Genomic DNA, 20,569 nt, shown 5'->3' with positions numbered 1-20,569 from the left:
CGCAGGACCGAGGCGACCTCGACCCGGTAGACGTCTTGAGTCCAACCCTCGATGTCCCGTTGCTCCTCGAACGCCACCACGCGCCCGGTGAACACGTTCTCGGTGTGGGGCGCCGTGCTCGCCGGGCTGGTGGCGTCGTAGCCGCGCAGCACGTGCCCTTCGATCGGTTCCGTCCACTGTTGATAGCCGAACCACCCGCCCAGCGCCAACGCTCCGGCGGCCGCCGCGCCCGCTACCAGGGCCATCGTCTTCTTGGTCATGATCATCCCCACAGTGCGTGATACGCCTGGACGTCGGTCTCGGTCGGACCGTTGATCTTCTTCCCCGAGATGTGGCCGTAGTCCGCCCACAGCAGCGAGGGGTACATTCCGGTGCCGTAGGACTTGTGGCAGAACCCCAGGGCGTGGCCCAGTTCGTGGGCTGCGACCCTCCGGCGGTGCTCGTCCGTGCCCATTCGCTTCCCGTTGTCCAGGTAGGCGCGGTTCAGCAGCAGGTGGTCCGTGCCGTGCTGTGGGGCCCACTTGCCGTAGACGTCCCGCCACTTGCCCGTGACGCTGTTGGCGTCCCGCCACTCCACGTCGGCGTACGACGTCGCCCCGTCGGCCTTGATCTGCACTTTCTTGAGCGTGCCCGCCGTCCAGACCTTGACCGCGTGCTTGCGTGCGTCGTCGAACTTCGACTCGTCGTCCCACGTGATCTCGCTGCCGTCCACGGAGGAGCGGCCGCGCGAGTCGGACTCGCCTCCCCCGCACGTGTGCGGGGCGGCGGCCGGAGCCGCCCGGACCGGCGCCGGAACCGCCAGCAGGACGACGGCCGCCGAAGCAGTCGCCAGGGCTAAGGGGTTCATCCTCATAGTCACCGGACGATAGCGTTCCGTGACTATCCCGTGTCGAGTCCGCAGGCCTCAACAGGTGCTCAGCAGCACCTCGCAAGCTGCGCCGTTCACGCCCCCGAGATGCATGGCTGAGCACGCCACGAGGAAAGCCTGCGGCGGTGCGCATCTGCCGGGAGTACCCGCGATCCGGCCCGGGGTGCCGGAGTTGGCGTATTTCACCCGATGATGGCGGGAAGTCGCTCATACATCACTGGCCGCGGATGGTGACCTCGGTCACGCACTGCACGCACACTACGGCTCAGAGTGACTTGTTCCCGCAGCTCAGAGCGCACCTCACGCCTCGCTGATCACGGACCGCTCGAAGGCGACCTCGGTGCGTGAAATTCGTTCGGTCGCGCATGCATGTTCGGGCGATTGGGCCGGTTGAGTGATCTCTGGCGGCACCCGGGAGCCGTCACTCCCCGTCAGCCCTCAACGAAGAGGGCCCATGACCGACGACGCCTGTGAGGAGGACGGCCGCATCCCCGTGGCCGAGGCCGCACTCCCGCTCCCGCGGGAGTTCGAGGCCCACTATCTCACCAACCAGGAAGCGTTCCACCGGTACGCCCTCAGCATTCTGCGTACGAACGACCGAGCCGAGAAGGCCGTCCACCGCGCCTTCGTGGAGATCTTGCGGCACTGGGACACACTGCTCACCGAACCCGACCTGCAAGCGCAGACCTGGCAGATCATGCGCCGGGTCGTCATCGGCAAGCTGATCGACGGTCTGCGCGAGAACCTCGCCTCGATGGACAGCGGCATCGGCCTGTACCCGGCCCTCGGCAAGCTGTCCCCGCGCCAGTTCGACGCGACCGTCCTGCGCTACATCGGCGGCTACGACACCAAGCACATCACCTGGTACATGGGCCTCTCGCCCAGCACGGTCACCCACCACCTCCGCAGGCGGCCACGACTCCTCATAGAGCCAGCCGGCGCGCCGCAGGAACTCGATCACGTCCGTCGGCGAGTACGCCATGCCGGAGAGCTGTCCGTGGATCCGGACCCGCCGTCCGCCCCTGGTCGTCCGGCGGGTACACGACGACCCGCGGCTGCTCCTCGTTCATGAGGCGTATCGAGTGACGTCCGTGACCCGGCAGGTGATTTTGGTCGATACCTGAGTCAGACCTTGCGCCGTCACCTCGGACTTCTGCCCCGGCGCCACGCCGTTCGACGACGCAAGAGCCTCACCCAAGCGTTTGTTGGACGCATCGACGAACTCGACGTTCACGATGTAGTTGCTGGCCTTGCTCGATCGATTGGTGATCAACAGTTCCGCACTCGGCCACTTGGTTGCCGAATCAACCGCACATGCCGTGATCCGGACGTCTCCACGGGCGCCACTTTCACCCTCTGGCCGCTCGCGCTCTGCTGACCGTGTGGCGGGGCCTGTCGGAGTCCTGTCTGGCTCGTCGTCACCGCTGGTAGCCATGAGAGCGATCACCAGAACGACGACCAGCAGGATCAGGCCGAGGCACGAGAATCCAACGACCTTGCCCGTGCTCCTCTCGCGAGGCGGGGGCGGCCCTCCCTGACCAGGCGGCTGGCCCCACCCGGGCGGGGGTGCTTGTTGAGACATGAGCACAGCGTCTGCCTTGGATCGGCAGGGTGCATCCGGACTGGTCCAGACAGACGAACCACCGGTGAGCGCCCGCTCATATACCCCCGAGGGGCGGGCGCTCACCTGCGATCCGGACAGCGCTCAGCCTTCGGCGGACGGATCTGGACGAGGCCTTCTCGTGGAACGACACGTCCTAGCCTGCCCCTGTTCCGTCGTACTTGTTCCGCAGCGTCTTCTCCGACAAGAAAGGCGTGGCGCCGTCGATGCAGCCGTCAAAGAAGGCCTCCCGGTACTCCGGCAGGTTGACCGCCAGCGGATCATCCTTCACATACGTTCGAACCTCCTGACGACAGAAGATCCGGATCACCGCCATGTCGGAATCGACAGCGCCAGCCGGAGACCCGTCGCTGACCGGAATCTGGGCACGTTCCGCGGGAGAGAGGGTCACCCGATTCCCGCTGCTGAGGGCCGTGTCTCCGATCAGGTAACCCTCCTCGTACGTACGGCACAGTTCGGTCTCGCAAGGAGGATCCGAAGGCGTCGCCATCGACGATGGCCCACCGCCGCGTGAGCAGCCGTTAATGGCCACCAAGAGCGGCACACACGCCGCCATCCACCAGCGCCTCACTACGCTTCCCCCTCCTCGACCTACGGGCGCCGAGACCACTTCGTGGCGCCCCGCTCAATGTCCTGCACCGTGCCCAGCGACACGCCGAGTTCGGTCGCGATCTTCCGATACGGCATCGGCGGGTCCTGCGCTCGAAGCTCAATCACGAGCTCCCGCCGGTACTCCGTGAACCGCTTGTTTCGTTCCGCCTGATCCTTGAGAAGGCGTCCGATGACCCGAGCCCGAGCCGAGGGGGCCGGCATTGCTTCCGCTGCGTGGAGGGCATCGAACAAAGCAGTCCGTACTGCTGATGCGCAGCGGCCCCGACCAGGCTTCTACACACCGGTTGGGGGCAGCCCACTCCTGATCAGACCAGGAGCAGGCCAGACGCGCAGGAACTCGTCGTGCTGGCCGTCACCGCCTACTGCCCCGAGTACCGAGACCAGGTGGACCAAGAATTCCGCGACAGCGGCGCCTACTGAGCGGGCGGGCGCCCACCCAGTGCTCCTCAACACACCTGGACTGGGCTGCGAGTGGTGGGGCTTCCGCATACCGCTCCCCACCGGCTTGCCTGCACGGTAGGTTCACCTGATCGCCACACCAGGACCACCGGAGCTCACCGTGACTCAGCCGCCCCAGCACGGCCCCCCGCAGACCCCGCCGCCTGGCTGGGGACCCCCGCCCGGCCAGCCGTACCCCGGCGGCCCATACGGACCCCCGCCGCCGAAGAAGGGCCTCGGCGTCGGTGCGGTCCTCGCCATCATCGGCGGCGTCATCGTCCTCGGCCTGATTCTCCTGGTTGTCCTCGTCGCCCTCCTCACCAACGGCAACGACAGCACGACCACGGACAAGCCGAAGGCCGGACAGAAGACCAGCGCCCCAGGCACGGCCGCGCCCCCCGCACCTTCGACCAAGGCGCCAGCCAAGCAGGAAGAGCCCGCCGCCGACGCCCCGGTCAAGGTCACCGCGACGACCGTCACCTTCAAGCCGTCCGTCCTCCACGACGGCATCACCGCTTACACCAGCGTGAAGGTCACCGTCACCAACAACGGCGACGAGAAGATCAGCATCAACCCCCTGTACTTCTCCATCACCGACAACGCCGGCAGCAAGCACACGGCCGAACTCGGCATGGACAAGGACCAGATCGACACCGTCGACCTCGCGCCCGGCGAGAACATCACCGGCGTCATCACCGGCGAGGGCAAGTTCACTGCGGCCTACGTGACTTACGTCAACGGCCTCTTCGGCGACGGCGTGCGCGGCAACGTGAAGTAGATGTTCTGCACCTAGTTGCAAAACCTCTAGGTATGCCCCATCATGGGCGGCAGATCCGGCATGCCCGCAGACATACGCCAGGCCCCGACCACCACCCCGGTCGGGGCCTTTCTCGTACTCGGAGGCGACCTGTGGGAGGCAAACACGCGCGCGTCATCAAGGCAGATGAGCCCCGCACCCACACCGCAGTCGCCGCCGAGGCCCGCAAGGGCGACGCGAAGGCCCGCCGCGCTGGCATCATCGAAGGCTTCTACCACGTCGTCGAAGACGATCTCGCCTACCTCAAGGACGACACCTACGACCTCGTCGAGGGGTTCATGGGTGCACCCGTCCGCTACAACGTCAACCGGCTCCCGGCCGAGGGCCGCAAAGCCCTCGTCACCAGCCTCAGCGCCGCCGCCACCACACTCGCCCGCCTCGAAGCCTCGACGGAGACCTGGCCACCGGTCCGCCGCGGTCGAGCAGGTACGTCTGCTGGGCTGGGGTCGTGGCGCGGCCTGCGTTGATGACATTCGCAGGTTGGTCCTAAGCTGCCATACGGCGGCTGCCCGGGTAGCCGCCGCGCTGCCCTGTCGCCAGGGCCGGTGGCCCGGCGCTCCAGATGTCTCACCGGCTGGTTCGCCGGCGCCGCGCGCGCCTTGAGCACCGTGGCAGAAGCTGCTCGCGAAGCACCTCACTTGGCTCCCCACTCGGCTCCCGGCCGTCGGACCAGAGGTATAGCAACGAGTCGAGGGGCCTACGCCTTCTGCCTGGAATCCGCCGACGAAGGCCCTGGCCCCTGGGCGAGCAACTTGCCGACCGGGGTAGGGCCTCAGGGCCTGAGTGGCCCGAGTCCCTGCATCGTCCCTTCGCTCAGTCCCTGAGAGTTTTACCTGGTCAGGGCATGTGCACCCCTGATCTCAGGGACTCAAGGGACTCAAATCTCTAGTTATGACGTGTACTCACGACACTGTTCATACATGCACGCGCGCATACAACAAGGACCTCTAACTAGCCCATAACTAGAGAATTCAGTCCCTTCAGTCCCTTGCGAAGGGCATGCAGCCCTTCTGACCAGGCAAAACGTTCAGGGGTTCAAAGTCTCTGAACGTCCTTGAGGTCACTCTCGCTCGGTCCCTCCGGACATTCCGGCCCGCGGAGGTCGAAGTCCTGCGCCTTCAGCTCCGTCCGCGAGCCCGGAGCGCAACGTGGGCTGGCTTGGCGCTGGAAGGGACCCAAGGGACCGAGAACCCGAAACGACATCACGGTGTGCGTGGCTCCTGCCAGATCGGGGAGAGATCCGTTCTACACTTCCGGATCAGAGTCCCTTCGGTCCCTCAGTCCCTGTGGAGAACGAGGCCTGAATGGGACCGGCGTCGACCCTGAAGGAAAAGGACCATCCGAGTGCGGAGCCTCGCAGTTCCCCGGCCTGCCCGGCCCAGGCGCGGCACTCCGCACGCTGTCGCGCGCTGGTGCGCCGAGCAGGGCTGGCCGGTCCATCCTTTGGCGCCCGGACGCAAAACGCCCACCGCCAACTGCAAAGCGTGCCAGGCACGGAGTCACGACCCGAAGACCTGCCGGTGTCCGGCGGAAGGCCGGCCCTGCCACGGTTTCCACTCAGCGACGACGGACCCCCTCCTGGTGGATGCCTGGTGGGGGGCTGCCCCGGGTGCGGGAGTCGGTGTCGCCTGCGGTCCGGCGGACCTGGTGGTCATCGACGTCGACGCGCACTCCGCCAAAGTTCCGGACAGAAGCCGCCTCCTGCCGGGCATCGCCATCCACGAATCGGTCGACCTGGCAGGTCTGGCCTCGGGCTTCGACACTCTCGCGCTCCTTGCTGCTTACCGGGGACAGCAGAACCCGGCCGAAGACGCCACCACGCTGCGGGTACGTACCCCGTCAGGCGGGCTCCACATCTGGTACCGGAACCCCGACCCGACAACGAAGTTCCGCTGCTCGACAGGCTCCAGCCCTAAGGTGGCCCTTGCCTGGCAGGTCGACGTGCGCGCCGAAGGCGGCTACATCGTCGCCCCCACCACCCAGACCCCAGACGGGCGTTACGAGGCCCAGGGACCGAGCCGGCTGCCTGCCCCGCTACCGGACTGGCTGAAGGGCGAACTGACCCGGACCGGACACCTCATCCGCCCTGCCGAACCCCGCAGTCAACCTGCCCCGCTCCAGGCGCCGCGCCGACGCAGAGCAGTAGGCGCCCGCCGACTCCTGGAGCCCCTGCTGAGTGAGGTCGCCCACTGCGCGGTCGCGCAGGAGGGCATGTCCTTCACCGAGAAGCTCAACCGTGCCGCCTACACCGCGGGCGGTCTGGCAGCAGCAGGCCACCTCGACAACGAAACCGTCCGAGACCAGCTCCAGGAGATAGCGGACCGAGCCCGCCCCGGGAACTCCCGCCGCAACATGCAGATCATCGACGACGGCCTGGCCGCTGGTGCCAGGCGGCCGCTCCACCCCGAAGGACGATCATGAGCAGGGCCGAAGACATGCCTCGCTTCGACGCGGACGCCGCCGCCCAACAGATGCTCGCCCTCACCCCGGCCGACCCTGCGGTCACGCTTCCGGCCCAAAGCGCCGCCGCCCCCGCGGCCTGGGGCACGCCTGCGCTGCTGCCTCCCTCGCTCACCGACCGGGGCAACGCCCGCCTGTTCGTGCAGCTCTACCGTGACCAGTTCCGTCACGTCGAGGGCCTGGGCTGGCACTCCTGGGACGGCTACCGCTGGAAGCGTGTCGGCGGCGAGAAGGCGGCCCTGTGGGCAGCCGGCGAAATGGCCGAGGACATGGCCGACACAGACCCGCGCGGCATCCACAGCAACAGAGAACTCGCCCACCACAAGAAGCGCACCCTGTCGACCACCGGCATGAAGGCCCTCCTCATCCAGGCGAAGGCCTCACCCGACATGTCCGTGGACCCCGACACCCTCGACGGCGACCCCTACGCCCTGTGCACGCCTTCCGGAGTCGTCGATCTCCGCACCGGCCAGATGCACAAGGCCGACCCGAAGAACGACTTCCACTCCCGCGCCACCGCCGTCGCCCCGCTCCCCATGGACGCCCCCCGATGGCAACTGTTCCTCACCGACACCTTCGGAGACGACGCCGAGGGCCGGGAGATGATCGACTTCCTGCACCTGCTGCTCGGCTACTCCATCACCGGAGACGTCGGCGCCCAGGTACTGCCCTTTCTCCACGGCGAGGGCAAGAACGGCAAGAGCGTCCTGCTCGACACCATGATCCAGATCCTCGGGGACTACGCAGATGCCGCTCCGCCCGGCTTCCTCATGGACCGCGGAGCCTTCAGCGAGCACTCCACCGAGCTCACCGAACTCCATGGCCGCCGCCTGATCGTCTGCTCCGAACTCAAACCCAACGACAAGTTCGACGAAGCGCGGGTCCGTCTCCTCACCGGCGGAGACAAGATCAAGGCGCGGCGCATGAGGCAGGACTACTTCTCCTTCGCCCCCACCCATCACCTCTGGCTCCTCGGTAACCACCGGCCTGAGGTCACCACCGGAGGCTTCGCCTTCTGGCGCCGCATCCGGCTGATCCCCTTCACCCGCACCGTCTCCGAACGACGGCGCATCGACAACCTCGCCTCCGAACTCGTCCGCGACGAAGGCCCCGGCATCCTCCACTGGCTCATCGAAGGAGCCCGCCGCTACCTCGCCACCCGAGACCCCCTCGAAGGCCCCGGCCGCGTACGCCTGGCCACCAGCGCCTACGCCACCACCGAAGACCACATCGGGCGCTTCCTCACCGAATGCTGCACCAGAGCCGACGACCCCGGGGAACTCCGCGTCGAGCAGGGCCTCCTGTACACCGAGTACAGCTCCTGGTGTCTCGCCGGCGAAGGAATCCGCCCGGCCACCCCACGCGCCTTCGCCACCCGCGTCCGGCAGGAGGCCGGCCTCGCCTCACCTGCCGACATGATCAAGTCCAACGGCCGCAAGTACTACCCCGGCCTCGCCCTGCTGACCGACACCCCCGACCCCGCCCCCACCCCCTCAGCAGGCGGCGCACTTCACCCCACACCCGGGTCCCCGTACGATGAAAAACCGGGACCCCGTTCGGTTACACCCGTCCAGACCACCCACTCCCCGCGCCAGGCCGTCGGCCCCGCGAACCCGACTGAAGAAGGGCTGCAGCCATGAGTTCGCTGTTGACCGAAAGCGATCTCATCCACGAAGCAGACGTGGTCTGGCTGGAGGACACGGACAAGCTTGACTACGTCCGACAAGCCCTCGACAAGACCAGGCGGCGCAACACACGACCGCCCTACCTCCGTGACGGCCGCATGATCGGCTACGCGCTCCTCGCCGGCACCGCCGAGTCCGACCCTGACAGCGGCCTGTACAAGCGGCGAGTCTTCTTCCTGCTCCCGCACGACCGGGACAGCGACCCCGACGGCGTCTACAGAGAAGGCGCCCCCGGAGAAGCCGTCGACCCCCGCACCATCGAGCCCCGCCACCCCGGCACCAAGACCCCTCGATCCCAGCGCGGCCCGGCCACCGCCACGCTGCCCGCATAGCCCTCGGCCCCGTGCGCGGTATGCCCGCGGCCATCTGCGCGGCCCTGGCCGCCATGGCTCCACTGGAGGACCTCACACGGGCCTCGAGAGGTGCGGAGCACGTACAGCAGGGTCTTGGCCCTGTGTACGCGCGTCGAGAGGAACCCGCCGCTGGCAGTTGGGCGAGGCGGCCGGGGAGTGTCAATAGGGCCGCTACGCGACGACCGCCTGGCCCTGCTCAGCACGCTGAAGCAGTGCGACTGGTCACCCGCCCAGCACGCCCTCGACGCCCTGCTGCTGCTCTACCAGCTTGAAGAGAGAGTGGAGCCGGCTCGGTGGAACCCACCGAGCGGAGCCCACCCAATCCTTCGTTACTCGGTCCACAGGCTGGACCGGGGGCCGAAGCCGCGGTCGCACCAGCTGGGACACGACCAGCGGCCATGCCATGGGGGTGGGGGAGAAGAGCGAGGGTGGGGAGAGCCGGTCACCGACCGTACGGAGGTCCTCGTAACCAGACCCTTCTTCTCACCGGGCGTGAGCACCAAGCCAAAGGGGCGGCGCTTGCCTCACGGCGACGGCGGTGAACTGCTCGGAAATCTGGTCCAGTGACAGCAGGTCCCACCACATCCGCTCGCCAGTGCCGCATCTATTCCATGTGAAGTCCGTGGACGGCTGGGCTCGCCGAGTGCGCCTAGCAGAGGGTTGGTCGCACTCTGCAGGCCCCGTCCGTTACTCAGTCGCACTCGCGACGACGTTAACCACTCGCTGGTCCCAGCTTCTTGAACGCACAGCGATGTGACCTGCGACTTTCGCTGGACCGATGACATTTTTCGCCACGTATCCAGACAGGTTGCTGTAGCGGATTACCCGTCGTCCAGGCACCGTGGTAGGACTGTTCGGCTGACTGATCATCATCCGACGGGGGATCTTCGACCATGGCTGTCACGGTGCCGGACTGGGCGGACACGCTGCTGGACCTCGTGGGGGTGAACTGGCCCAACGTGGACGAGGACGCCTACCGGGAGATGGCGGACGCGCTGCGGGAGTTCGCGGACGACCTCGCCGACGACGGGCAGCTCGCCAACAACCACATGGAGCGTTTGCTGTCGTCGGGTCACGGCGAGGCGATGGACGCGCTGAACGAGCACTGGGGCAAGGTCAAGGGCAAGCACCTGAAGGACATGGTGTCCGCGGCCCGGACCATCGCGGACGCGCTGGACATGGCGGCGGGTGCGATCGAGGGCATGAAGTGGAAAGCGGTCGCCGAGCTCGGCATCCTGGCCGGCCAGACAGGTCTGGCCATGGCACTGATCCCGGTGACCGGTGGTCTGTCCGCGCTGCTGGGTGCCGGTGCGATCGCCTACACGAAGAAGCAACTGCTGAAGTTCATCACGGGCGCGATGGAAGAGGCGGTCGGTCACATCGTCGGTGTGATGACCGAGCCGGCCGTGGCGGCGCTGGAGAACATGGCCGCGGACCTGGTGGTCCAGGTCAGCATGGACGCCTTGGGCGTCCAGAACGGTGTAGACCTCGGCCAGACCAGGCAAGCAGGCAAGGACGCCTTCGACGAAGGTGTGCAGGGCGCCAAGGAGGGCCTGAACCTCGCCTCGGCCGACACCGGAAATGGCGGGCGACGGTCGCCCGGAGGCAAGGGCTTCCACATCGAGCACGACGAGCACGCCAACGCCGGTACGAAACTGAACAGTGTGAGCGTCGGCATCCATGGCAAGACCGCCGGGAAACTGGCGAAGGCGAAGACGGCTCAGGGACGCAACAAGGGCCGGGACAGCATCGCCGACGCCCTGGACCCGGCCATCGAGAAGGCCATGGGCGCCCTGGTGAAGTCTGCCAACACGATGGGCGACCACGTCGGCAAGACGCTGCCGAGGGTCGTCAAGCAGATCTCCGTCGACCACAAGAACAACGACGACGACACCGCTGCCCGTATCGCCCGGCAACGCAAGGGCGGAGACGACGAGCGGAACAGGGGGAAGAATCCTGGCGATCGCAGTGGCAGGCGCGGAGACGCGTACCTGAAGCCTGATTCGCTCCGTGGCGTGAAATCCGACCCGCGCCGGCACGGGATCGAGCTCACGAAGAAGAAGTGCGCCAACGACCCTGTCGATGTAGCAACGGGTGAGATGACCCTCCCCCAGACCGACCTGTCCCTTCCGGGAGTCCTTCCCCTCGTCCTTCGCCGCACCCATCTCTCCGAGTACCGCTTCGGCCACTTCTTCGGCCGCAGCTGGACCTCCACCTTCGATGAACGCCTCGAAACCGACGTGCCCGGAGCCGGGGCGATCTGGGCACGCGAGGACGGTTCCACCCTGGTCTATCCCAGTCTCCCCCTACCGGACGGCACCGCGGTCCTGCCCGTGGAGGGCCCACGAATTGCCTTGGTCTACGGCGGCCAGAGCGAGGACGAGACCACCTACACGGCAACCGACCTTCACACCGGAGTGACCCGCTCCTTCACCGGCAGCCCCTACCGTGCCTCTCCCGCTTACTGGCTGACCAGCCTGACCGATAGAAACCACAATCGGCTCACCTTCTCCCGGCGCCCGGACGGAACCCCGACCGCGGTTACTCACAACGGCGGCTACACCGTCCAGCTCACGGCCGAAGACACCCGCATCAGTGAACTTTCCCTGCGCACCGACGATGGCCCTGTCACCGTCATGCGGTACGCGTACGACGACTTGGGCAACCTAGCCGAGGTCACCAACTCCTCCGGTCTGCCGCTGCGCTTCACCTACAGCCCGGAAGGCCGGATCACTTCCTGGACCGACCGCAACGACTCGACGTTCCAGTATGTCTACGACACCGAGGGGCGAGTGGTCCGCACGATCGGCCCCGACGGCTACCTCTCGTCGACGTTCTCGTACAACGTCCACCCGGAAACCGGCGACCGGATCACCCACTACACGAACTCGCAGGACGCGACGACGACATACGTCCTCAACAGCCGTCTCCAGGTCACCAGCCAGATCGACCCCCTGGGACACGCCACGCGGTTCGAGTTCGATGCCCACGACCGGCTGCTCGTCCAGACAGACGCGCTTGACCGTTCCACCCGCTTTGAGCGGGATGAGCACGGCAATCTCACCGGTCTTGTCGCGCCGGACGGCGTGCGGACCACCGCCACCTACAGCAAGCTGCACCTGCCTGAGGTGATCACCGAACGCGCCGGAATCTCTCGCCGCTACGACTACGACGAACGCGGCAACCTCACCGGGTCCGTGGACCCGGCCGGAGCCCGCACCGAGTACGTGTTCAATCCCCGCGGGCACCTGTGTCTCGTCCAGGATGCGTTGGGGGCCTCCACCCGCTATACGACCAATGCCGCCGGCCTCCAGGTACAGGTCACGCGGCCTGACGGGACGACCGCCTCATGCACACGTGACGCCTTCGGACGTGTCACCAAGGTCGTCGACGCTCTGGGTGGCGTCGTGCAGCAGGGCTGGAGCGTCGAAGGGAAACTCATCTGGCGCGAAATGCCGGACGGCAGCCGCGAGGAATGGACATGGGACGGCGAGGGCAACCTCGTTTCACACACCGACCGCATGGGCCGCACCACCACTCACTCCTCCGGCCACTTTGACCTGCTGCTGAGCACCCAGACAGGTGAGCACAGCGACTATCACTTCACCCATGACACGGAGCTGCGGCTGACAGCGGTCACCAACGCCGAAGGCCTGGTGTGGGAATACATCTACGACGCTGCAGGCAGGCTCGTCGCGGAGCAAGACTTCGACGGCCGCACACTGACGTACGAGCGCGATCCACTCGGATTCATCGTCCGGCGGACGAACGCTGCCGGCCAGAGCATCAGTTTCGACCGTGACATCCTCGGCCGCGTCACCCACATCACGCACGACGATGGTTCGGTCTCGCAGTTCACTCACGACGAGAGCGGGCACGTCGCGCAGATCACGAACGCACATTCCCGCATCCAGCTGGAGAGAGACCTCTCAGGTCGCATCGTTGCCGAGACCGTCAACGGCGCCACTATGTCCTTCACCTACGATGCCCTCGGGCGCCGCGTCGGCAGGCGCACGCCCTCCGGCGCCGAAAGCCTGCTGGAGTACACGGCGAGCGGCCTGGCGTCTTACACAGTGGGGGAGCGCGCTTTCCGGTTCGAACGAGACGCGCTCGGCCGCGAGACCGCACGCTTCGTTGATGACGCCCTGGAGATGCGGCAGGACTGGGACCCCGTTGGCCGTCTCACCCACATGACCCTGGGCAACACCAGTGAGCCCCTGCTACGCCGTAGCTTTACTTACCAGGCCGACGGCGTGCCTACGAGTATCGAGGACAGCCTGGCGGGGCGCCGCACGTTCTTGCTGGATGCAGCCAGTCGCGTGCGAGAGGTCCAGGCGCGTGGCTGGACGGAGCGGTACGCCTACAACGCTGCTGGTGACCAGAGCCGCACAGCCCTTCCAGCCCAGGCACCGGGCCAATCAGCCGTCGGAGACCGGCAATACGAGGGCGCTCGCCTGGTCCGGGCAGGGCGCACGCGCTACAGCTACGACGAGCAGGGCCGCCTCACACTCCGCCGGACCAAGACACTCAGCGGCACGACTCTGACCTGGCACTTCCAGTGGGACGCGGAAGATCGACTCACCCAGGTCCAGACACCTGAGGGGGATCGCTGGCGTAGGTCAGAACGACGAGCAAGTCACACAGACCACGACCTTCCGCTGGGATGGCGCACAGCTGGTCGAGCAGCAGGACGATGACGCGACCCTGGTGTGGGACTACGCCGGACTAAAACCCCTGAGCCAGCGTGAAATGAAGGCCGGCGGCACACAGCAGGAGGTCGATCGCCGGTTCTTCGCGATCGTCACCGACCTCGTGGGCAGCCCCACGGAAATGGTCTCGGCCGACGGGTCCCTGGCCTGGCGAGCCCGCAGCACCGCTTGGGGCGCCACCCAGTGGAACAAGAACAGCACCGCCTATACCCCGCTGCGCTACCCGGGCCAGTACTTCGACCCCGAGACGGGTCTGCACTACAACTTCAACCGCTACTACGACCCCGAAGCGGGCAGGTACCTCTCGCCCGACCCATTGGGCATCGCTCCGTCGATCAACCCCTACGCCTATGTCGCGAACCCGTTCATTCTGGCTGACCCCCTGGGCCTGGCAGCCTGCGAGCCGGATCCCACATGGGCGGGGCAAGTCAGGTGGGTTCGCGACGAGCACGGACGTCCCTATGAGATGCACGCCATCATCACCCGCAACATGCTTGATGAAGGCACACACGCCCGTAACTCGATCATCCCTCCTGGCTACCAGCCGGACAAGGGACAGGCCCGCGGGCACATGCTGGCGCGGCAGCTCGGCGGATCCGGTGATCATGACGACAACCTGTTCACGATCTCCCAGAACCCGACGAACACGCCAGAAATGAGCATGTTCGAGCAGCGTGTGTACGACGCTGTCGCCGGAAACGACGTCGTCCAGTACAGCGTGTACCTGGAGTACGTAAACGATGATCCTGACTCACCCCCCAAGACCATCCAGCTCGAGGCGTTCGGAGCCAAAAAGGACCGGGACGGCAACCTCCTGTTCGATGAGGGGACCATCCTTAACAACCCTGCTCACGACGAGCCCCGCCCCCGGCGCCGTCCTTAGCCTCCAAGGAATCGGATGACTGCCCTCACAGCACTGACGGCCCTGTGCCCACCTCCCCCTACCGTCCCGCCAGCCCCTGACTGGTCCCGGATCGAGGCTGCACTGGGCATGAACCTGCCCCAGGACTACAAGCAACTCGTCACCACCTACGGCCCGGGCCAGTTCTGCGACTTCATCTCCCTGTACCAGCCTCACGCCCCCAGCGAGTGGGCCGACCTGACCGGGCCCATGCCGGCCCGTCTACGAACGCAGATCGAAGAGGTCCGACAAACTGCCCGACACCCCTGGGCATTGCCGCACCCTCCCGAGGATCTCTTCGCCATGGGAGTCACGGGCAACGGGGACTACCTCTTCTGGGTCACCCAGCCCGCTGGCACCCCGGACGAGTGGACCGTCGCCGTCAACGAAGCCTTGCGCGCCCCCTGGTACATCTACGACGGGTCCTTGACCGAATTCCTCGTCGCCACTCTCAGCGGAACAACACACATCCCCATGTTCCCCAAGGACCTCCTTGAACACGGGGCCACCTTCACCCCTTCAGCTCTCCATAGCAACACACCGGTTGCAGCCCCCCGGACATCCGTCAGCACACGCACCATCCGCGACTGGGCCCACGCCCACGGCTACGACCTACCTGAACGCGGGCGCATCCCTATCGAGATCATCCAGGCCTGGGAACAGGAGAACTCCAACAACGCGTGAAAGGGGCAAACGAGACGTGTGTCGCTCGGTGCAACTTCTGATCAAGAGCATGCGCCAGAGCCCACAACCGGCGCCCCTCCCGCGACAAGCACTCCGACTGCCACGCCGCCATCCAGCGCAATTTCTTCAGCCGGCTGCTCGGCCAGCTCCGCCCGTTACGGCGAACTCGTCACGATCGACGCCAAACAGGCCCGCACACCGTGCACACGGCCCTGACGCCCCCAAGGGTCCCTGCGACGGCGTTGCCGAGTGCCTGCTTCCAGGCGGGCCGGGGGCGCGCAGCGTGGCGCGCGCAACCGATGTGCCTTTGGGATATGCCGACTCGCTGCGCGGCAACGCCTTGATGCTCCACCGTGGGGTGCAGGGTGGCGGTTCGGTGCGCCCTGTGTGGACGAGGAGGTGGACCGGGGTGTCCTGGAAGCGTGATGGGTTCGACTCGCATGTGGGTGGGGTCGGGGTGTTGCTGGCCGATGGCAGCGAGCCGGGCCCGGTCTACATCGACATGGGCAGCAGTGGCCATGTCCCCAGCTTCACCGACTGGTGGGTGTACGACGGAGCGGTGCGCAGGCCGATGGCGACGACGATGCGGGGCAGGTGCGCATGCGGATGGCGCGGCGAGCGGACGTTCCCGATCGACTGGCAGCAGGTCGACCGCGACGACGTCGACGCCTACGACACCTCCGGGCCCGAGCGGGACTGGGGGAGCCACCTGGATGAGGTCGCCGCACGTGCGGTGCCGCTCCCCGAGGACCTGGCCGGTCTGCTGCGGCGGTTGCACGAGCGCCTGGACGAGCTCGTCGACGACGATCCGCTCACCGTGGTGAAGGCGGCTGGTGAGCTGAAGGCGACCGTCGCGGTCTTCGGCCCCCTCGCTACCAGGATCGTCACCAGCAGCGAACAGCTCCCTCTCGCTCGGGTCGCCGAGGTGCTTGGTATGACCGAGCAGGCCGCCAGCTCCCTCTTGCGGCACTACGAGCACATGGACCTGTGACCACGCCCCTCTCGGCGTACGGGGGCGGGGGCGACCCAGCGTCCGGTCGACGACGGAGCCGCGCGAGGCCGGGATGCGCGACGAAGCGCAGACAGATACATCCCGCCGTCATTGGAACGCTCGTCTCGCGTGGGTCGAAGGCGACTGACTCCTCACCTGGTCCCGTCAAGGCCGCGGTGCGCGGTGTCGTTCGTCTGGGTCATCCGCGTAGGGGAGCAGCGGATCGGCGACTGAGGCCCGCTACTGGGATCGTGGATAGGTGAGCCGACTGGTCGTTGGAGCGCCCCCTTGCCCCCGTACTGCGGTGCGGGGGGCACAGTGCTGTCAGGGGGTGTCGGTGCTGCCCGGCATAGTGCCGGTCATGACCAATGACTTGGAGCGTATCGACTGGGCGCCTCCATGGGGCACGCCTACGGTCCTGCAGACGATGTGCCGGGATGGCTGCTCGGTATGGCTTCAGCCGATGCAAAGGTCCGGGACAAGGCGTTCAGCCCCGGCAGCACCGCGCCCGGAATCAGGCCGAACTCGCCGCCGAGACACGCCGCTTCTTCCGCCGGCGGGTCAGCCGCACATCGTCCGCGGCTACTTCGGCGGCCCACCCGTCCGCTACGTCCTGGACGAGGACCCCATGAGTTTCTGATCCATAGAACCAACCACTGCCGTCCGGGTGCCGGACAGGCTGCTGGAGCAGCAAGTCCTCTTGCGCACCCCGCAGGGTCTCGCCTACGCCGATAAATGCGCTGTCGGACCTGTCGCCGCAGTGAGGTCACTACCCACCTCTGGGTCCAAATGCCCCATCGTGACGGCGTCACCGACTTCGCCACAAGGCACGCCCAATGACCGCACGTCGACGCAGGTCTGGAGGACTCTCAGCCATCCAACATGTTGATGTGACGAACTCATGGCCTAAACATCACTGATCGTTGATCAAACGCCGTCCCTTACTTACGGTCACGGTTGTCTTTTTCAACTTCCCAAGGGGGGAAACCCGTGAGATCTACACGTCTCATCACCCTGCGTGAGTCTGGTCGGCGAATAGGCACTGTTGGCCTTGGTGCCGCCGCTGTACTCGGCCTCCTTACCGCGCCCGCCCACGCCGCCAGCTGGTCCGGCTCGCTTACGGGCGTCATTCCGGGCTACGAATCCCGTCGCTGGTATGACACCGGTGGCTCCACCACGATCAAGTTCACCGGCTGCAGCACCGACGGCAGCACCTCGGTCACCAATGTCACCCTGCGCAAGGACACCTTCGGGCCCGACCCGTACTACGTGAGGGCGAGTTTCACGCAGTGCCACGCCAGCAGCACCTCCACCTCCACCGGCACATGGTCTGATCACGGCGCCGGCGACTACTACTTCGTCGTCAACGACGGTGCTACGGGCGTCCGTACCTGGGTCAAGTCCCTTACCGTGTCCTACTAAAACTCTGCTCCTCCGGTTGCGCCCACCCCATGTCGGCGTAGCCGGAGGAGTCCCGCTCCGGCGCCGAGGTACCACCGATGCCCTTGCACTACCAGTCCTGCACCTTCCGTTATCCCCGCACATCACGCCCAGTCCTTAACCAGCTCGACCTGGAGTTTTCACCGGGCCATACTGTGCTCCTCGGACCCAACGGCGCTGGCAAGAGCACTCTGCTCTCTCTCGGCGCTAGTGCCTCGCAGCCGCAGGCAGGGCTCGTCCGCTACGGAAGGCTTGACCCGGCCAACCGGAAACACATGCGGAACTACCGGCACAGGGTGTCCTGGCTGCCGCAGCGCCCTGGATTCCTGCCCGGACTGACATGCAGAGAGCACGTGGCGTATATCGGCTGGCTAAAGGGCATGCGGGAACGTGACGCTTGGCGCGCCGCGCCGGAAGCAATTGAACGAGTCGGGCTCAGCGACAAGATCAACGATAAGATTAAGACGCTATCCGGAGGCCAGCAACAGCGGATCGCTATCGCACAAGCACTCGTCCATAACGCGGAGTTGCTACTCCTCGACGAACCCACCGTAGGGCTAGACCCCCACCAGCGGCGCAGGTTTCTCGACTTGCTGATCTCGTTGCGTGGCACCGTTCATGTGATCGTCTCCACCCACGACATCGGCGACCTCGACCAGGCTTTCGACGAGGTCGTGGTCCTCGAAGCGGGCCGACCGAGGTTCAAGGGGGCGGTTGAGGAGTTCGCCGCCCACGCCCAACCGGACTGCGCGCCGGGCCGACGTCTGGAGAGCGCCTACGCGTCGCTGCTGGAGGCGACCGAATGATCACCTGGGCGAATCTCCGGGCCTCGGCTGCACCGTGGCTGGCCCTACCCGCCTTGTTCTACGTCGGTTTGTACATCGACGATGTCACCTACACTGCGCCATCGGGATACGGCGTGCAATCCGGTGAGCTTGCCGCCTTCGCCATGGCGATCATCGCCCCGGCGGTGGCCGGGGCTGCTGCGTGGGAAGCGGGCCGCCACCGCCAGCTGGGAGCCATGCGAACCACCAGCGCGCGTTGGCTCCCAGAACAGCTCTTGCGGGCCGCTGCACCGGTCTTGACCCTGCACCTCGTCCTCATCGCCGGGGCGCTCGTGATGGCCCGCAGAGCGGTAGGTGTGTGGCCTGGCGGAGCCGGGTGGCTCGCCGCGGTGCATCTGGTCGTACTTCCCTTCGGCTGGCTCATCATCGGCTGGTGTCTAGGGCTCATCCTGCCCAGGAGCATTGCGGCCCCCGTCGTTGGGATCAGCTGTTGGGCCTGGCTATCCATGCCGCACGCGATAGCCAACCCCTGGCTGCGACACCTGGGCGGTTTCATCGACGGAACATCCACCGTCACCGACGTGCGCGAGCCCGCCGTGTTTGTAGTGCCATGGCTCATTGTCGCCGGCCTCGCCCTCGCTTTCTGGACCTTGGCCGGCGTGCGCCAGCGCCCCTGGACCGCAGCAGCCAGCGTCCTGGTAGCCGCGGCCACGTTCACAGCAGGCCATAGTTTGGTGAGCGATTGGGGGTACCGGCCCCCGACAAATCCCCGCAACATCGCCATGGCCTGTACCGGACAAGTACCGAGGGTGTGCGTGCCCCCGGAGTACAAACCCTATGCCGAGCAATTGCGGCGGGATGCACTCACTCCGATAGACAGACTGAAGGCTGCCGGGATACCCGTTCCTCAAGAACTGCGCGTCACCTCCCCAGAGATTCCACTCAAGCCAGGAACGTGGCCGCTGTACTGGTCGTTGCCCTCCCTTCACGGCGGGGGCGACCGTGCCCAATACACGGCGGATTTGGCGGAGTCGGCAGTAGCCGGGGCGGCCTCGCTCGCTGGCGTGACCGACTGCCGACAGCCGGGCTCGCCCGCCGCCGCTTGGGCCGCCCTGGCGATGGGACTGAACGAGGAAGTCATACGGCAGGGAATGCTCCCTGCAGACTGGGCAGCGCTCCAGAAGGTCCGCGGTCTATCGGTCCAAGAGCAGGCCAGATGGTTCAACACAGCAGCCGTGAGCCAGAAGCACTGCGTGCGGGTCATGCCATGAGCCGCTACATAATCGCCGTACGCCGCTGGTGGGTCATTCCCATCGCACTCGCCGTGCTCGTCTTGATGTGCGGGTCTGTGGGGACGAGCGAGATTCCTGTTCCCAGTCTCGTCGGCGGCATGGTCGGGGCACGTCTGACCTACTTCACCCCAGTTCTGATCGTCGTCGCCGTCATGTACTGCCTCGAACGACAACTACGCGAAGCCGAGAGCACAGCGGTAGCTCACGTCCGCCTGTACGACAATGGCGCCCTCATCCTCACCGTGGTGCTTACGCACGCGGCCGGGCTAGTGGTGGGAATGGACGTCGCCCGAAACGTCACCCTCCTTCTCGCTATCGCCCTTCTCACACGTCGCCTCGCCAACGAGGCGACGGCAGCAGCATCAGGGTTGCTGCTGCTCATCTTCAACCTCATCCTTGGTCGCGCCTACCAACCCGGGGGCCACCCCTCCCACGTCTGGTGGGCCCTTCCTCTCTACCCTGCCGAAAGCCTGGCTGCGTGGCTGGTCGCAGTTGTCCTGTTCGCCTTCGCGCTGAAGCTCTCAGGGGCAGGGCGCTCTAACTGATCGTTTCAGAGGGCGGTTCGTGAGGTGTTGGCGCGGCGGCCACCGTCTCTAGGACCGGAAGATCCCGATCATTGCGACCGGTTTGAACCAGCTGCGCCAGCACGGTCCGGCCAGCCAGTGTTCCTCCGTTTCGGCCGAGACCATCCGCAGCCGTTCCTTGAGGCGATCGGCAACCCGCGCCGCGAAGTCGCCGACGTCCGCGAGGAAGAGGAGTCCAAGGCCCGCCAGGCGCAGTACCAGGCACAGGTACGGCGGGCAGCCCGGGAGCAGGCCGCGAAGCAGGCAGCCGAACGCGAGGCCCGCCGTCCTGTCTGCACCGGCTGCGGGGCGAAGTTCACCGACGCCCGCTGGGAGGCTGCACAGGCGAC

At 66.4% G+C, this 20,569-nt stretch carries 16 protein-coding genes and 1 pseudogene; 13 read left to right on the top strand and 4 right to left on the bottom strand.

Annotated features, from left to right (window positions below):
* Positions 1 to 260: hypothetical protein (locus tag IO20_RS0133130; RefSeq protein ID WP_157850853.1), on the bottom strand; the 260-nt coding region annotated here is incomplete at its 3' end.
* Between the two features lie 2 nt (positions 261 to 262).
* Positions 263 to 847: a matrixin family metalloprotease gene (locus IO20_RS37170; RefSeq protein ID WP_037636876.1), complete on the bottom strand. Its 585-nt coding sequence runs from the start codon at positions 845 to 847 to the stop codon at positions 263 to 265.
* A 475-nt stretch (positions 848 to 1,322) separates the two neighbouring features.
* Between IO20_RS37170 and IO20_RS40550 the strand changes: the two genes are divergently transcribed.
* A complete protein-coding gene (locus IO20_RS40550; RefSeq protein WP_051875119.1) occupies positions 1,323 to 1,940 on the top strand; it encodes an RNA polymerase sigma factor in 618 nt (205 codons plus the stop codon).
* Here the strand turns inward: IO20_RS40550 and IO20_RS42080 are convergent.
* Both IO20_RS42080 and IO20_RS40540 read right to left on the bottom strand, forming a co-directional pair.
* The gene (locus IO20_RS42080; protein WP_281181694.1) at positions 1,935 to 2,303 is read right to left on the bottom strand and encodes an FxLYD domain-containing protein; all 369 of its coding nucleotides are present in this window, start codon (positions 2,301 to 2,303) and stop codon (positions 1,935 to 1,937) included. The two genes, IO20_RS40550 and IO20_RS42080, sit on opposite strands and share 6 nt — an antisense overlap.
* Positions 2,304 to 2,625: 322 nt before the next feature.
* A complete protein-coding gene (locus tag IO20_RS40540) occupies positions 2,626 to 2,880 on the bottom strand; it encodes an SAM domain-containing protein (protein WP_157850851.1) in 255 nt (84 codons plus the stop codon).
* Between the two features lie 780 nt (positions 2,881 to 3,660).
* On the opposite strand from IO20_RS40540, the gene IO20_RS0133105 reads away from it, so the two are divergent.
* From IO20_RS0133105 to IO20_RS0133045, 12 genes and pseudogenes are all read left to right on the top strand, one after another.
* Complete coding sequence (locus tag IO20_RS0133105) at positions 3,661 to 4,317, top strand: DUF4352 domain-containing protein (RefSeq protein WP_030556721.1); 657 nt, start codon at positions 3,661 to 3,663, stop codon at positions 4,315 to 4,317.
* 131 nt (positions 4,318 to 4,448) lie between these two features.
* A complete protein-coding gene (locus IO20_RS0133100; RefSeq protein WP_030556723.1) occupies positions 4,449 to 4,823 on the top strand; it encodes a hypothetical protein in 375 nt (124 codons plus the stop codon).
* 877 nt (positions 4,824 to 5,700) lie between these two features.
* Positions 5,701 to 6,777, top strand: coding sequence for a bifunctional DNA primase/polymerase (locus IO20_RS39270; protein ID WP_078946296.1), 1,077 nt, complete (start codon positions 5,701 to 5,703; stop codon positions 6,775 to 6,777).
* Positions 6,774 to 8,456 carry a DNA primase family protein gene (locus IO20_RS0133090; RefSeq protein ID WP_211270462.1) on the top strand — a complete coding sequence of 561 codons (1,683 nt, stop codon included), beginning with the start codon at positions 6,774 to 6,776 and terminating at the stop codon, positions 8,454 to 8,456. Before IO20_RS39270 ends, IO20_RS0133090 begins: the two co-directional genes overlap by 4 nt.
* On the top strand, positions 8,453 to 8,833 hold the full coding sequence (locus IO20_RS0133085) for a DUF6009 family protein (RefSeq protein ID WP_030556730.1): 381 nt from the start codon (positions 8,453 to 8,455) through the stop codon (positions 8,831 to 8,833). Before IO20_RS0133090 ends, IO20_RS0133085 begins: the two co-directional genes overlap by 4 nt.
* Before the next feature lie 914 nt (positions 8,834 to 9,747).
* Positions 9,748 to 14,446: pseudogene (locus tag IO20_RS37165) on the top strand (RHS repeat-associated core domain-containing protein).
* Between the two features lie 15 nt (positions 14,447 to 14,461).
* Positions 14,462 to 15,148 carry an Lsr2 family DNA-binding protein gene (locus IO20_RS0133070; RefSeq protein WP_030556731.1) on the top strand — a complete coding sequence of 229 codons (687 nt, stop codon included), beginning with the start codon at positions 14,462 to 14,464 and terminating at the stop codon, positions 15,146 to 15,148.
* A gap of 457 nt (positions 15,149 to 15,605) precedes the next feature.
* Positions 15,606 to 16,139, top strand: a complete 534-nt coding sequence (locus IO20_RS0133065) for a hypothetical protein (RefSeq protein ID WP_157850849.1) — start codon at positions 15,606 to 15,608, stop codon at positions 16,137 to 16,139.
* A gap of 990 nt (positions 16,140 to 17,129) precedes the next feature.
* A complete protein-coding gene (locus IO20_RS37895) occupies positions 17,130 to 17,561 on the top strand; it encodes a hypothetical protein (protein WP_051766156.1) in 432 nt (143 codons plus the stop codon).
* Between the two features lie 77 nt (positions 17,562 to 17,638).
* Positions 17,639 to 18,385 (top strand): ABC transporter ATP-binding protein, encoded by a 747-nt coding sequence (locus IO20_RS0133055; RefSeq protein WP_030556736.1) that lies wholly within the window; start codon positions 17,639 to 17,641, stop codon positions 18,383 to 18,385.
* Positions 18,382 to 19,635, top strand: a complete 1,254-nt coding sequence (locus IO20_RS0133050; protein WP_030556738.1) for a DUF7224 domain-containing protein — start codon at positions 18,382 to 18,384, stop codon at positions 19,633 to 19,635. The genes IO20_RS0133055 and IO20_RS0133050 overlap by 4 nt, the downstream gene beginning before the upstream one ends.
* A complete protein-coding gene (locus IO20_RS0133045; protein ID WP_030556740.1) occupies positions 19,632 to 20,201 on the top strand; it encodes a hypothetical protein in 570 nt (189 codons plus the stop codon). The genes IO20_RS0133050 and IO20_RS0133045 overlap by 4 nt, the downstream gene beginning before the upstream one ends.
* Positions 20,202 to 20,569 lie beyond the last annotated feature (368 nt).

Source organism: Streptomyces exfoliatus, from assembly GCF_000725545.1.
GTDB classification, from domain to species: domain Bacteria; phylum Actinomycetota; class Actinomycetes; order Streptomycetales; family Streptomycetaceae; genus Streptomyces; species Streptomyces exfoliatus.
The sequence above is the reverse complement of the archived record's forward strand: the minus strand, read 5'-3'. Positions and strand labels throughout refer to the sequence as shown.